A 13,396-nucleotide genomic window follows, 5' to 3' on the forward strand; every position below is an offset into this window, starting at 1 on the left:
CGCACTCAGACTGGACGCATGACTGATGCGGCGGGACGGGTCGAGCCGTCCGGGGTGTGGACCACAGCCGTGGGCGTGGCCCGCGTGAGGGCGATGGAGACGGCACGTGCGCAGCCGCTGTTCCGGGACCCATTGGCGTCGGCCTTCGCCACGGCCGGCGGGAGAGACCCCGAGGCGCCGCCGCCCCCGTGCGCGGACGAGCCGGCGCGACGCCGCCGGCGCGGCGTGGCCCTCTCGATCGTCATCCGGACGAAGTTCCTGGACGACCTGCTCGACCGGGCGGTCGCGTCCGGCGTGCGGCAGGTGGTGCTGCTCGGAGCCGGGATGGACAGCAGGGCCTTCCGGATGAACTGGCCAGCGGGAACCCGGCTGTTCGAGGTCGACACGGCCGAACCGCTGGCCTTCAAAGCCTCGGTGCTGCGCCAGGAGCGGGCCGTTCCGCGCTGCGAGCGGATCACCGTCCCGGTCGACCTGCGCGAGGACTGGCCGGGCGCCCTGGCCGCCGCCGGGCACGACCCTGCGCGGCCGACGGTGTGGATCGCCGAGGGACTCCTGATCTACCTGCCCGCGGAAGCGGTCCAGTCGCTGCTCGAACGGGTCGGCGCGTTGTCCGCCGCAGGCAGCAGGATGGGCCTGACACTGGGCCCGCGCGGTGTGGTCGAACGCTTCCGCCAGGACGCCGCTCCTGGAACGGCGGCGTCGATGTGGGTCTCGGAGATGCCGGAGGACCCGGTCGGCTGGCTGGACGGCCTGGGCTGGAAGGCGGAGACCTTCACCCTGCGCGAGCGCGCCGAGGCCTACGGCCGTCCGGTGCTCACCCCGCCGCAGCAGGACGAAGGCCCCGGCGGACTGGTCTCGGCGGTGCGCGCGGCGCACTGAGCACGACGAAGGCCGGCCCCCGCGCGTGGCGGCGGCGCCGGCCTTCGAGACAGGGCCAACGCTGTCCGGTCGGCGCTGTCCGGTCGGCGCTATACGCCGGTGGCGCCGTCGATGCGTTCCCGCAGCAGGTCGGCGTGGCCGTTGTGGCGGGCGTACTCCTCGATCATGTGGACGTAGATCCAGCGGAGGCTGACGTCCTGCTCCATGAAGCGACCGGTGTCGGTCAGGGCACGGTCGGCGCAGTGCTCGCGGGCGCGGGCGATTTCCGCCTGCCAGGTGGCGAGAGCGTCGTGCAGAGTGGCGCCCCGGGCCAGCTCGAAGCCGCCGTCGGGGCCATGCGGGTCAGCCTGCGGGTCGTAGATGGGCGGGGCCTGTTCTCCAGCCAGCACTCGGCGGAACCAGTTCCGCTCCACCTCCGCCATGTGCTGGACCAGGCCGGTCAGAGTGAAGCCGGACGGTGGCACGGACGCGACGGCGGCCTGCTCACCGTCGAGGCCCTCGCACTTCATGGCGAGTGTGGTGCGGTGAAAGTCGAGCCAACTTTCCAGCGTGGTGCGCTCGTCGGCGTTCAGGGGAGGCATCGGGCGTTCGACGGTGCTCATCGGTCGATTATCGCCAGGCGATCGAACCCGTCGGCCACCAGGCGCATGCCGCGATGGCGCCCACCTGTGAACTCCTGCGTCACGCCACGTCCTTCCGCATCAGCGTGCACATCGTCTCGTACCGCTGGAGCGAGCCGTCCTCCGCCTCCACGTCCCAGGAGTCGAGCTCGCGGCCGAAGGCCCGGTAGCCGAGGCGTTCGTAGAGGGCTCGGGCGCGGGGGTTGCCCTCCTCCACGCCGAGCTCGGCGCGGGACAGGCCCCGGGCGGCGATCCGCTGCTCGGCGGAGCCGATCAGGTACGTGCCGATCCCGCAGGACTGCAGGGCCGGGTGGACGCCGAGCTGCCACAACGTGCCGGCGCCGGGCCGGACCGTGTAGTCGACGCCGCCGACGGCCACCGGCAGTCCGGCGGGCGTGCACACCGCCAGGTAGTCGACCTCGCCCGCCTCGGCGCGCCGGATCTGGCGGACGAGCTCCCGCACATGCTTCGGCGAACCGGCCCAGCCGCAGTGCGGCAGGTCCGCCTCGGCGAGGTCCCGCACCGACAGGTGCAGACTGATCTCGGCCATCTGGTCCCACCTTCCCAAGCGCCCCGTCGAGGGCCGCACTCCACTCTGGGGGTGCGGCCCTCGGTGCATGTGGTTACGAGGTCCAGCCGCCGTACGGCACGGTGATGAGTTCCATGGCGTGACCCGCCGGGTCCATGAAGTACACGCCGCGGCCACCGTCATTGTGGTTGACCGTGCCGGGCTGCTTCCGTTGGGGATCGGCGTAGTGCTCGATGCCGCGCTGCCTGATCTGCGCGTACGCCGCGTCGAACTCCTCCTCGGAGATCAAGAAGGCGTAGTGCTGCGGGGTGATGCTGTCCGCGGGGACGGTGGCGAAGTCCAGCGTGACGCCGTTGCTCAGGCCGACCGCGATGAACGGACCCCACTCGGCGGTGATCTCAAGGCCGAGCAGGTTCGCGAAGAACTCTGCGGAGTCCCGGTTGTCCCGGGCATGGACGATCGTGTGGTTCAACTCGACTGACAAGGAATGCCTCCGAAGGCATGTCCCGACACCTCCATGCCTCACCCAGCCGGTGACCGACACGCGATGTCGCCGTAGATCCTAGTTCTGTCGTCGTCCTGCCGTCCACGGAATATCTGATCATTCCGCTCAACCACCGGCCCGACCGCCGCCGAGCCCACCCCGGACACTGCCCGGACCGGAAGCGCGGCCCGGCCGCACCCGCACCCTCGGTGCCGGGTCACACCGAGCCGAGTGCTGCGTGCACGGCAGCCGCGGCATGGAGTCGTGCGGTGGGGAAGACCGGGACGGGGCTGTCCTCGGAACCGATGAGCAGCTCGATTTCGGTGCAGCCCAAGATGACGCCTTCCGCGCCATCGGCGACCAAGTCCCTGATGACCTTCTGGTAAGCGGCCCGTGACTCTTCCCGCACGATGCCCAGGCAGAGTTCCTCGTAGATCACGCGGTGAACGATCTCGCGCCCGTCTGCGTCCGGGATGCGCACTTCCAGTCCGCCCGCTTCGAGACGGCCTCGGTAGAAGTCCTGTTCCATGGTGAACGCCGTGCCCAGGAGGCCGACTCGGCGCACACCAGAAGCCCGTACGGCCTCTGCGGTGGCGTCAGCCAGGTGCAGCAGGGGGATGGAGACGGCCGCCTCGACCTGGTCGGCGACCTTGTGCATCGTGTTGGTGCAGATCAGGACCATGTCCGCGCCGGCCGCCTCAAGGGCCTGAGCTGCCGCGGCCAGGATCTCGCCGGCCTCGGTCCAGCGGCCCTGGACCTGCAACTGCTCGATCTCCGCGAAGTCCACCGAGTAGAGCACACACCGTGCCGAGTGGAGTCCACCGAGGCGGTCACGCGTGAGTTCGTTCAGCAACCGGTAGTACTCCGCCGTCGACTCCCAGCTCATCCCGCCGATCAGCCCGATCGTCTTCATCGCCATGCCCCCTTGTATCGATAAGGAGTTGAGCATGTCAGGCCGCGATACATAAGCGCCGCTTGGAGTCAGTACGCCGTTGAGGCATGCGCCTCAAGGTCACCCACACGAGTCATCTTCACTCGCCGCGCCAATCCCGCTGCGTTGGGTGCGTTACCTTCGCGCAAAACGGCCCCCGCCGACAGTTCACAGCTATCAGCGAGGGCCTGGACCACTCGTGGAAGGCACCTCCCACCGTGATCTACCGGCACTTTAACGCGCCCTCGCGCGCCTTCAGCCAGTTCTCGCACGAGATCATCCGGCACCCCCGCCTCGGCTCCGACGCCGTTCGGCTTCTGACCTGGCAGCTTTCCCTCCCCCAGGACGCCCGCGAATCCCTCTCCCGCACCGCCCAACGCACCCGGATCGGGGCATGCGCCTTCGCGCGCGCCAAGCGGCAGCTCAAGGAGGAAGGGTTCGTGCACGAGCGGCGCGTGCAGATCGGCGGAGGACTGTGGATCACCCAACAGCTCGTCTCCAGCTGCCCGTTGACCGCCGACCAGGCCGCCAAGCTGCTTGCGCAGCAACCCGTCCCGTCCTCGCAGGTCACACCGAGTCCCCGCAAACCGGACGCCGGTGAGCCGACGACCCCGTCGACCGACGGTCATCCAGAGAAAGACCTTGGGGAAGACACCTCCAACCTTCCCCCGGAGCCGGAGCCGAAGCCAGAGCCAGAGCCAGAGCCGGAGGGAACGGCCGAGCCCGACGCGCCCGCCGGCGAGTCCCCTCGCCTCGAAGAAGCCCGCGCCCTCATCGCCGCCCTTCCCGTCCTCTCCCCCGCCCTCCGCCACATCCCACCCGGCATGCGCGACGAGCTCGCCCGCCTCGCCGCCCGCTGGCTCGACGCCGGCCACACCTCCACCGACGTCCACGAACACATCCAGCGCTGCCTGCCCACCGGCGGGACACCCGTACACCGGCCCGGTGGGCTCGTCCGGTACCTCCTGCGTGACGTACCCACCAAGGAACTACCCCCGACCGCACCGCGCGAGCCGATCTCCGCACGGCTCCGAGGGACCCGCGAGTGCCCCGGCACCCACACCCAGACGACCCTCTTCCGCCCCGTCGCCGACGAAACCCACTACCCCGCCTGCGTCGTAGCACCGCTGATCCCATAGGGCCCCTCCCCCCTCACCTACCCTGAGCTTCGGGACGATCGAGCCGAGGGAGCCAGTGGTGAGCATCTACTTCGAGAAGGACGGCGAGACCCTCTGGAACCCGTCGAACGGTGCCGGGCGCCTCTTCCTGCGGCAGGTCGAGGTCTTCGAGGCCGAGCTCGGGCTGTCCTCGGGGATCGGCCCGGGCCAGTACGCGTACGACCCGAGCGTCCTGGAGGTCTCTCCGGCCGAGTACGCGGAGTTCGTGCGCGGCCTGGCTTCCTGGCACTGCCGGGCGGGGCACTCCGTCATCCTCGCGCTCTCCGAGGGGTTCGTGGCGGCGGCGGTCGCGCTCGCGCGGCGCGCGGGGATCGAGGTGGAGCTGCCCGGACCGCCGAACGGGGACGTGCGGGGCAGCGGCCAGTACGACGTGCAGGTTCCCGCAGATCCGCGGGCAGCGTCCGCCGTCGTAGGCAGCGCGCTGGACGCACGGGTGCGGGAGTTGGACCGCCGAATGGCCCGCTGAGCCGACCCGTACGGCGGGCGTCCCGAAAGCCCGTCGTCTTATGGCCCGCTGAGCAGCCGACACGTGCAACGAACAGCCCGAAGGCCCGTCGCGTCCACCTGCGGGGTGGTGGCGACGGGCCTTCCAGGACGATCATCAGGTGCATCACTTGGCGTCTCGGTTGAACACCGCCTTCGACCAGAAGTACCCGAGGGCCGTCAGGGCCGCGCACCAGGCCACGGCCAGCCAGCCGTTGTAGCCGATCTCGGTGCCCAGGAGCAGGCCGCGGAGGGTTTCGATGGCCGGGGTGAAGGGCTGGTACTCGGCGATCGGCTGGAACCAGCCGGGCATCTGCTCGACCGGGACGAACGTGCTGGAGATCAGCGGGAGGAAGATCAGCGGCATCGCGTTGTTGCTGGCCGCCTCCGCGTTCGGGCTCACCATGCCCATCCCCACCGCGATCCAGGTCAGGGCCAGGGCGAAGAAGACCAGGAGGGCGAAGGCCGCCAGCCATTCCAGGGCCGTGGCGTCCGTCGAGCGGAAGCCGATCGCCACGCCCACCGCACCGACCAGGACCACGCTGACCACCGACTGGAGGACGCTGCCGATCACGTGGCCCGTGATGACCGAGCCGCGGTGGATCGCCATGGTCCGGAAGCGGGCGATGATGCCCTCGGTCATGTCGTTCGAGACCGAGACCGCCGTGCCGATCGTCGTCGAGCCGATCGTCATGAGGAGCAGGCCCGGGACCAGGTACGCGATGTAGTCGGAGCGGTCCCCGCCGCCCATGCCCGCGCTCATCGTGTCTCCGAAGATGTAGACGAAGAGCAGGAGCAGCATGATCGGGGTGAGGAGCAGGTTCAGGGTGAGGGAGGGGTAGCGGCGGGCGTGCAGGAGGTTGCGCCGCAGCATCGTCGTCGTGTCACGGGCGGCGAGGGACAGAGAGCTCATCGGGCGGACTCCTTCTGCTGAGCGGGGACGGTGGCGGTGGTGGCGGTGGCGGTGGTGGTCGCGGTCAGGGCGAAGAAGACGTCGTCCAAGTCCGGGGTGTGGACCGTCAGTTCGTCCGCCTCGATGTGTGACGCGACCAGGCGGTCGAGGATCGTGCGCAGTGTGCGCTGGCTGCCGTCGCTCGGGAGCTGCAGCGACAGTGCCTCGTCGTCGCGGGCCGCGTCGGTGAGCGTGGCGGCGGCCGAGCGGTAGGCGTCCGGGTCGGTGAAGCGGATCCTCACGTGCCCACCCGGGATCAGGCGCTTGAGCTCCTCCGCCGTTCCCTCCGCCGCGATCTCGCCGTCGTTGAGGACCGCGATGCGGTCCGCCAGCTGGTCGGCCTCCTCCAGGTACTGGGTCGTCAGGAAGACCGTCACCCCGCCCGCCACCAGCTCGCGGATGATCTGCCACATGTTGTGGCGGGAGCGGGGGTCAAGGCCGGTCGTGGGCTCGTCGAGGAAGATGATCCTCGGGTTGCCGACCAGCGTCATGGCGATGTCCAGGCGGCGCTTCATGCCGCCGGAGTACGTGGAGGCCGGCTTCTTCGCCGCCTCCGTCAGGTCGAAGCGCTCCAGGAGTTCGGCCGTGACCCGGCGGCCCTCCTGCTTCGACAGGTGGTTCAGGTCCGCCATCAGGAGCATGTTCTCCTCTCCCGTGATCAGGCCGTCGACCGCCGAGAACTGGCCGGTGACGCCGATCGCCGCCCGTACGGACTGCGCTTGCGCGGTGATGTCGTGGCCGGCGACCCGCGCCCGGCCACCGTCCGCCGTGATGAGCGTCGAGAGGATCTTCACGGCCGTCGTCTTGCCCGCGCCGTTCGGGCCGAGCAGGGCGAAGATCGTGCCCTCGGGGACGGTCAGGTCGATGCCGTCGAGGACGGTCTTGTCGCCGTAGGACTTGCGCAGCCCGTTCGCCGCGATCGCCGGGGTGGTCATGGTGATGGCTCCTGGAAGGCCGTGGGTGGTGGGTTAGAGGCTGCGGGCCGTGATGTCGCCGTACGCCGTGGTCGCCTGGATGTCCAGGCCCGACGTGCCGTCGTTGCGGAGGGAGTTGTCGACGCGGCCGTAGGCGGTGCCCGCGTTCAGGGAGGCGGAGACGCCGGCCGCCGCGCCGACCGTGATGTCGCCCTTCTGGGTGGTCAGGGTGAGCGTGCCGCCCGTCGCCTCGGCGATGCGGATGTCGCCCCGCGCGGTGCTGATCCGCGCCGGGCCGGTCAGCCGGCCGACCTCGATGTCGCCGTCGGCGGCGGTGAGGCGGAGGCCCGCGGCCTCGTCGATCTTGATCTGGCCGTACGCGCCCTCGAAGGCGACCTCGCCGAGCCGCCCGACGCCGCGGAACTCGGTCGCGGCGGCCTCGGCGTCGACGCGGGAGCCGGCCGGGAGCTGGACGGTGACCTCGATGGCTCCGGTGCTGCCGAGGATGCCGTTCTTCGTCTTCGGGACCTCGATGCGCAGGACGCCGTCGGCGTAGGCGACTTCGGTGCGCTCGGCCGTCTTCACGTCGCGGCTCTTGGAGCGGTCGGCGGGGAGGACCTCGACGGTGGCGTCGGTCCGGTCGGCGGCGATGAGCCGGATGCGGCCGGCGGGGACGGCGAGGACGGCGGCGATCGGGGCGGTGGTGTCGAACTTCTGCATGGTGCTGCTCCTTCGTCTGTGGCGGGCACTTGTTCGCCGCGCCGTTTCCGATGAAGGAAAAGCTACGTTGCGTTCGAGGATCCAGCAAGCAGTTCATTGCGTGGAAGTGGCGTCAGTGCAGGTCAGTTGGCAGATTTCATTGCAATGGCTCTGGATCTAATGCAACGTCATCCACTCATCGCGTTGCAATGGATTGAGCGTGAACGCTATGCTGGGCTCACCACGGACGACGAAGGAGATCCCGATGCCGGGAGGCAGACTCACCCAGCCCGAACGTCAGCAGATCGCGCTCGGACTCGCCGACGGCCTCGCGTACGCGGAGATCGCCCGCCGCCTCGACCGTCCGACCTCGACCATCACCCGCGAGGTCATGCGCAACGGCGGCCCCGCCGGCTACCGCGCCGACCTCGCCCACCGCGCCACCGAGCAGCGCGCCCACCGCCGCAAGCCGACCGCACCCCGCGGAACCACCGCCGCCCCGCAGGCACATGGGCGTGACGCCGAGGCCGTGCGCGCGTACGAGGAGACGTTCACGACCGTCATGATGGCCTCGGGCATGCCGAAGATGATGGCCCGTGTCATGGCCGCCCTCACGCTCACCGACGCGGGCAGCCTCACCGCGTCCGAACTCGCCGACCGCCTCCAGGTCAGCCCGGCGTCCATCTCCAAGGCCGTCGCGTTCCTCGACAGCCAGGACCTCATCCGCCGGGAGCGCGACGACCGCCGCCGCGAGCGCTACGCCGTCGACGACGACGTCTGGTACCAGTCGATGATGGCCTCCGCCCGGGCCCTGGCGCAGATCGTCGAGACCGCACGCGAGGGCGTCGGCGTCTTCGGCCCCCAGACCCCGGCCGGCCACCGCCTGGAGAGCGTCGCCCGCTTCCTCGACTTCGTCTCCGAGACCACGACCCGGGCCGCCGAACAGGCCCGGGCCATCCTCCATTCGAAACCCCCGGTCACGGGCGAGACCGCCCCGGGGGACGGTGCTAAAGACCCAGGCGGTAGCGGATCTTCTTGACGAGTTCCGTCAGGTCCGGCTGCCGGAGCAGGCTGTAGTGGTCCGCGTCGAGCTCCACGACCGTCGGCGGGCTGCTCGACCAGCCCGTGGCCTGCTCAAGGAAGGAGTAGTCGTCGCCCTCCGCCTTGAAGAGGGTCACCGGGCATTTCACCTGCCGCTCCGTCAACTCCCGGAAGGTGTACGTGAACTCGAAGGTCTCCTCGACGATCGCGATGATCCGGTCGATCAGCTCCGGGTCGAGGGACGGGAAGTTCTCCGCCACGTACGAGACGAAGCTCCGGCGGTCCTCCGCCCGCACACTCGGATCGATCGCGCCCGCGAACACCGAGTACAGGATCGTCACGAACGCCGGATTGTCGTACGTCGCGCCTCCCGTCTCCGAGGAGCGGACCTTCGGTGAGCCCGGGGCGATCAGGAACAGGTTCTCCACCTGCTCCCCCGCCGCCTCCAGGAGGTGCGCCGACTCGAAGGCGACGCGCGCGCCGAAGGAGTAGCCCCACAGGGTGTACGGGCCGGTGGGCTGGCGGCGGCGGATCGCGGCCACGTCGGCCGCGGCCATCTCGCGGATCGTGGCGTACGGCTCCTCGCCCCGGTTGATGCCGTGTGCCTGGACGCCGTAGAACGGCCGGTCGATGCCGACCTCCTCGGCCAGGTGCCGCAGGTTCATCGTGTAGCCGCCGAGCCCCGGCCAGCAGTACACCGGCGACTGCGCGCCGGCCGCGTGGAGCCGTACGAGACGGGAGGCGGGGGTCGCGGCGGCGCCGTCCAGCTGGTGGGCCAGCTTCTCGATCGTCGGCCGCTCGAAGAGCACCTGGAGCGGGAGCGAGGCCCCGAACGCGCGGTTGATCCGCGTGACCAGCGCGACCGCGATCAGCGAGTTGCCGCCCGACTCGAAGAAGTCGTCCAGGACGGAGACCGCCTCGACCTCCTCGTACTTGAGGGCCGCCGCCCAGATCTCCGCGAGCCTGCTCTCCGTCCGCGTACGGGCCGGGACGTGCGGGCGGCCGTGCAGGCCCGCGTTGACCACGGCGAGGTCGGCGAGCGCCTTCGTGTCCACCTTGCCGTTCGCCGACAGCGGCAGCCGGTCCAGGACCACGACCCGGTTCGGGATCATGTAGTCGGGCAGGTGGTGCACGAGGTCGTCGCGGATCATCTCCGCCGGGCCCTTCATGTGGACCGTGTCCTCGTACATCCCCTCGCTCAGCCGCTGCTCCTCGCTGACCCGGCCGCCGACGAAGAAGTACGAGGGGCCGGTCGCCCGGCCCGCCGCCGCCAGGATCTCGTCCAGGCGACGGGCCGCCGGGAGGGGGTGGCCTGACTTGGAGCTGTAGCCGGAGGACATGAACCCGAGGCCGTGGCCGCCCAGTTGGAGCCGCTGGAGCACCCGGCCGAGGTCGACGTACGCGCGGTCCGTGTCCGCCGTGCGGCTGACGACGGCGATGCCGAGCGAGGCCCGCTCGTACACGGCCTGGTTGATGGCGATGACGTGCTTCTTCTCGACGAGGGAGGGAGAGATCGGGGTCAACTCGCCCTCCTCGTGGGCGTACTGGCCCTCGGGGAGGTCCGGGATGCGGGTGCCGTGGGCCTGGACGTAGACGTCCGCCTCGGGGTCGCTCCTCGCCGCCTCGTCGTACGGGACGACCTCCCACAGCCCGCCCCCGGGCACGGCCCGGAGGTCCAGGCCGTACCCCGGCAGGACCTCCTCGAAGAGGCCCACCATGTGGCCCGTCTCGATCTCCAGGACCTCCTGGATGTTGTTCTTGTAGACCGGCTCGATCGCCTCGCGCTTTCCCCGGAAGGAGAGGCGCAGGGACGTTTCGGCGGTCGCGGGGAGCGGCTCGGTCAGGTACAGGCGGTGGCGGACCGGGTGGTAGTAGTACGTGCCCGGGTCGAGGCCCGCGATCCCGCGCGCCTCCAGGTACAGCTGCGTCGCGTACAGCGCGCCCGGCGAGGCGTAGCCGTACTTCGGGAGGAGCCGCTCCTCGCTGCCGAACTGGCCGAACCAGCGGAGGAGTTCACCGAGGTCGGCGGCCGTGAGACTGCCGACCGGGCGGGATCCGATGCCCTCCGGGCGGCGGGACAGGGCCGCGAGGACGTCGGCGCGGGTGACCTCGCCGCCCTCGTAGAAGCGGTACGTCTTGCGGGCGAAGACGGTGCGCCGCATCCGCTCCGACGGCGTCCCGCCCGGCAGCTGCAGCACCGGGCAGCCCGCGAGCCCGGCGTCCTCACGGGTGCCGGCGTTGGACAGCTGGGCCTTGACCTGGAGCTTCGACTCCTTCGACTGGTGGTGGGCGCCGTGGTTGCCCTGGTCCATCAGGGCCGCCTCCTTCGGCGACAGCTCCACACAGGCGACGAGGTTCTGGAATCCGGTGCGGGGCTCGTCCTTGACGATGACCGCCGCGTTCTTGACCCAGTCGTGGTTCTCGATGGCGAGCGCGATCTCGTCCAGCTCGACGCGGAAGCCGCGTAACTTGACCTGGTTGTCCGCGCGGCCCGCGAACTGGACCGTGCCGTCCTCGTTCCAGTGCGCCAGGTCGCCCGTGCGGTAGAGGCGCTCGCCGGTGTCCGTCGTGAGGAACTTCTCGGCGGTCAGCTCGGGACGGTCCAGGTACCCCCGCGCCACCTGGATCCCGCCGATGCACAGCTCGCCGTCGCGTATGTGGAAGGTCGTGCCGTGGGCCGGTCTGCCGATGGGTATCGCGGACGGGGCGTCCGCGAGCGTCGCCCGGTCCACGGTGTGGGAGGAGGCGTTGATCGTGCACTCGGTGGGGCCGTAGAGGTTGATCAGGTCGACGGCCGGGAGCTCGGCGAGGAGCTGTGCGGCGAGGTTCCTGGAGAGGATCTCGCCGCCCGAGTAGACCCGTTCGAGGGTGGTGCAGGTGCCGAGGCGCTCCGTGTCCACGAGGGCCTGGAGGAGGGTCGGCACGCCCTGGAGCATCGTCACGCCGTGCGCGCGGATCGCGTCGATCAGGCCCTCGGGGTCGCGGTACACCCCGGGCGGGCCCACGGCGACCCTCGCTCCCACCGCCGGGGCGAGGATCTCCCACTGCGCGGCGTCGAAGCTCATCGGGGTCTTCTGGAGGACGATCGCCTCCGGGCCGAGACGGTGCTCCGCCGCCATCCAGCGCATCTGGGACACGATCGAACGGTGCTCGACCATGACGCCCTTGGGCTTGCCGGTGGAGCCGGAGGTGTAGATGACGTAGGCGAGGTCGTGGGGGGCGATGGCCGGGAGCGGGGCCGTGTTCCGGGGTACGTCTTTCTGCGGTACGTCTTTCTGCGGTACGTCCCCGATGACGACGACCGTCGTGCCGGGCGGGGCCAGCTCCTCGGCGCGGTCGCGGAAACGGCCCTGGGTGAGGACGATCCTCGCCCCGCTGTCCTCGATCATGTAGCGCAGGCGCTCCTCGGGGTACTCCGGGGAGAGGGGCACGTAGGCGGCGCCGGCGAGGACGACGCCCCAGATGCCGGTCATCAGGTCGAGCGACGGCTCGACGAGCACGCCGACGCGGGCGTCGCGGGTTGCTCCGAGGGTGCGGAGGTGGGTGGCGAGGGCTTCGGCTGCGCCGTGCAGCTCACGGAAGCCGAGCGTTTCGTCGCCGAAGGCTACGGCGGGGTGGTCGGGCGTGGCCGCCGCGTGGGTACGGAGGAGCCGGTCGAGCGTGGACATGGGGTTCCCTTCGTCAGACACCGCGTACCGCCGCGCCCGTTGCGGGCCCGTGCCCGCGCCTCCGCCCGTCGCGGGCTGCGCCCTCGCTGCGCCCCGTTGTGGGCATACGTTCCGCAGGGGCGGAACGGGTGGGCACAACGGACCCGCGCCCTGCCGGCGCCAGAGGCTTCCGCGCCTGAACCCGCACGTGCAGGGCGGCGCACAACGTGGTGCGGGCCAGGGCGCAGAACGCGGAGGCGCCGCTGAAGCGCGCCGTCCCGTGTGCCCACCCGTCCCGCCCTGCGGGACGATTGCCCACACGGCGGGTGGGCGCCGCCCCGCCGGGCGCGGGCGCACCGTCCCGCAAGGGCGCGGGTGGTCAGCGGTAGATGAGGAGTTCTTGTTCCGTGGCGCCCGTGAGGGCGTAGCGCGTGCGGACCAGGGGGCGGCCCGCGTAGATGCGGATCAGGGTCGCCGCGTCGCCCAGGAAGCGGGCCGCCGGGCGGCCCTCGATCTCGTTGCCGAGGGCCACCTCGCCGTCCCGGCCCGCCAAGGCTCCGATCAGCCGCGGCGTCTCCCGGCGGCGGCTCGTCACCGAGAGCAGCGGGAGTGCCAGGTCCAGCGCCTCGCCGCAGTACGCGCCGGGCTCGCCGAAGGCCTCCCGTACGTCTCCGGCGTGGACCCACTCCCCGAGGGCGACCGCGTCCAGGCGGCCGTCCTCGCGGGCCGCGATGACCGGCCCGGCCTCCGTCAGGCCGCGTTCCAGTTCGTCGAGGATCCGGTCGAGCGGCCAGTCCTCCCGGTCCGCCACGTCGCAGGCGTTCGCCTCCGGCAGGAACACGCCTTCCTCCAGGCGGTCCTCGACGATCCGGACGAGCGCCGCCCCGCAGTGGGCGAGGACCTGCCGGGCGGTCCAGCCGGGGCATGCGGTGCGGAGCTCGTACGCCTCCTCCGGTGTGCGCCGGAGGAGCGGCATCAGCAGGTCCCGTTCCGTGCGGAGGAGCCGGTCGGGGAGCCACGGGTCACGTTCGGTACACAT

The 13,396-nt window shown here is 70.8% G+C and carries 13 protein-coding genes; 4 read left to right on the forward strand and 9 right to left on the reverse strand.

The annotated features are described in order from the left end of the window. The first annotated feature begins 18 nt into the window (after positions 1-18). Entirely contained in the window at positions 19-879 is an 861-nt protein-coding gene (locus ACZ7HT_RS12330; RefSeq protein ID WP_471163612.1) for a class I SAM-dependent methyltransferase, read from the forward strand. Between the two features lie 89 nt (positions 880-968). Here ACZ7HT_RS12330 and ACZ7HT_RS12335 read toward each other — a convergent pair whose 3' ends face one another. From ACZ7HT_RS12335 to ACZ7HT_RS12350, 4 genes are all read right to left on the reverse strand, one after another. Next, on the reverse strand, positions 969-1,481 hold the full coding sequence (locus tag ACZ7HT_RS12335) for a DinB family protein (RefSeq protein ID WP_471163614.1): 513 nt from the start codon (positions 1,479-1,481) through the stop codon (positions 969-971). A 79-nt stretch (positions 1,482-1,560) separates the two neighbouring features. Continuing rightward, a complete protein-coding gene (locus ACZ7HT_RS12340) occupies positions 1,561-2,049 on the reverse strand; it encodes a GNAT family N-acetyltransferase (RefSeq protein ID WP_471163617.1) in 489 nt (162 codons plus the stop codon). 73 nt (positions 2,050-2,122) lie between these two features. Then, the gene (locus ACZ7HT_RS12345) at positions 2,123-2,512 is read right to left on the reverse strand and encodes a VOC family protein (RefSeq protein ID WP_471163619.1); all 390 of its coding nucleotides are present in this window, start codon (positions 2,510-2,512) and stop codon (positions 2,123-2,125) included. A gap of 217 nt (positions 2,513-2,729) precedes the next feature. Beyond that, positions 2,730-3,425, reverse strand: a complete 696-nt coding sequence (locus ACZ7HT_RS12350) for an aspartate/glutamate racemase family protein (RefSeq protein ID WP_471164048.1) — start codon at positions 3,423-3,425, stop codon at positions 2,730-2,732. A gap of 236 nt (positions 3,426-3,661) precedes the next feature. On the opposite strand from ACZ7HT_RS12350, the gene ACZ7HT_RS12355 reads away from it, so the two are divergent. Both ACZ7HT_RS12355 and ACZ7HT_RS12360 read left to right on the forward strand, forming a co-directional pair. Further along, the gene (locus tag ACZ7HT_RS12355) at positions 3,662-4,582 is read left to right on the forward strand and encodes a hypothetical protein (protein WP_471163622.1); all 921 of its coding nucleotides are present in this window, start codon (positions 3,662-3,664) and stop codon (positions 4,580-4,582) included. A gap of 58 nt (positions 4,583-4,640) precedes the next feature. After that, the gene (locus tag ACZ7HT_RS12360; protein WP_471163625.1) at positions 4,641-5,087 is read left to right on the forward strand and encodes a DUF6086 family protein; all 447 of its coding nucleotides are present in this window, start codon (positions 4,641-4,643) and stop codon (positions 5,085-5,087) included. A gap of 144 nt (positions 5,088-5,231) precedes the next feature. Here ACZ7HT_RS12360 and ACZ7HT_RS12365 read toward each other — a convergent pair whose 3' ends face one another. Genes ACZ7HT_RS12365 through ACZ7HT_RS12375 form a run of 3 tightly spaced genes read right to left on the reverse strand, consistent with a single transcriptional unit; the run spans position 5,232 to position 7,690 of the window. Next, complete coding sequence (locus tag ACZ7HT_RS12365) at positions 5,232-6,017, reverse strand: ABC transporter permease (protein ID WP_471163628.1); 786 nt, start codon at positions 6,015-6,017, stop codon at positions 5,232-5,234. Continuing rightward, positions 6,014-6,991 (reverse strand): ATP-binding cassette domain-containing protein, encoded by a 978-nt coding sequence (locus ACZ7HT_RS12370; protein WP_471163630.1) that lies wholly within the window; start codon positions 6,989-6,991, stop codon positions 6,014-6,016. Before ACZ7HT_RS12370 ends, ACZ7HT_RS12365 begins: the two co-directional genes overlap by 4 nt. A 33-nt stretch (positions 6,992-7,024) precedes the next feature. Then, complete coding sequence (locus tag ACZ7HT_RS12375; protein WP_471163631.1) at positions 7,025-7,690, reverse strand: DUF4097 family beta strand repeat-containing protein; 666 nt, start codon at positions 7,688-7,690, stop codon at positions 7,025-7,027. Positions 7,691-7,934: 244 nt separating this feature from the next. Here ACZ7HT_RS12375 and ACZ7HT_RS12380 point away from each other — a divergent pair, with 244 nt between their 5' ends. Next, positions 7,935-8,708 (forward strand): GbsR/MarR family transcriptional regulator, encoded by a 774-nt coding sequence (locus ACZ7HT_RS12380; RefSeq protein WP_471163634.1) that lies wholly within the window; start codon positions 7,935-7,937, stop codon positions 8,706-8,708. Here ACZ7HT_RS12380 and ACZ7HT_RS12385 read toward each other — a convergent pair. Both ACZ7HT_RS12385 and ACZ7HT_RS12390 read right to left on the reverse strand, forming a co-directional pair. Then, positions 8,677-12,378: a non-ribosomal peptide synthetase family protein gene (locus tag ACZ7HT_RS12385; RefSeq protein WP_471163636.1), complete on the reverse strand. Its 3,702-nt coding sequence runs from the start codon at positions 12,376-12,378 to the stop codon at positions 8,677-8,679. The two genes, ACZ7HT_RS12380 and ACZ7HT_RS12385, sit on opposite strands and share 32 nt — an antisense overlap. Positions 12,379-12,736: 358 nt before the next feature. Further along, the gene (locus tag ACZ7HT_RS12390) at positions 12,737-13,396 is read right to left on the reverse strand and encodes a maleylpyruvate isomerase family mycothiol-dependent enzyme (protein WP_471163639.1); all 660 of its coding nucleotides are present in this window, start codon (positions 13,394-13,396) and stop codon (positions 12,737-12,739) included.

The sequence above is a fragment of the Streptomyces sp. NPDC037410 genome (genome assembly GCF_055602235.1).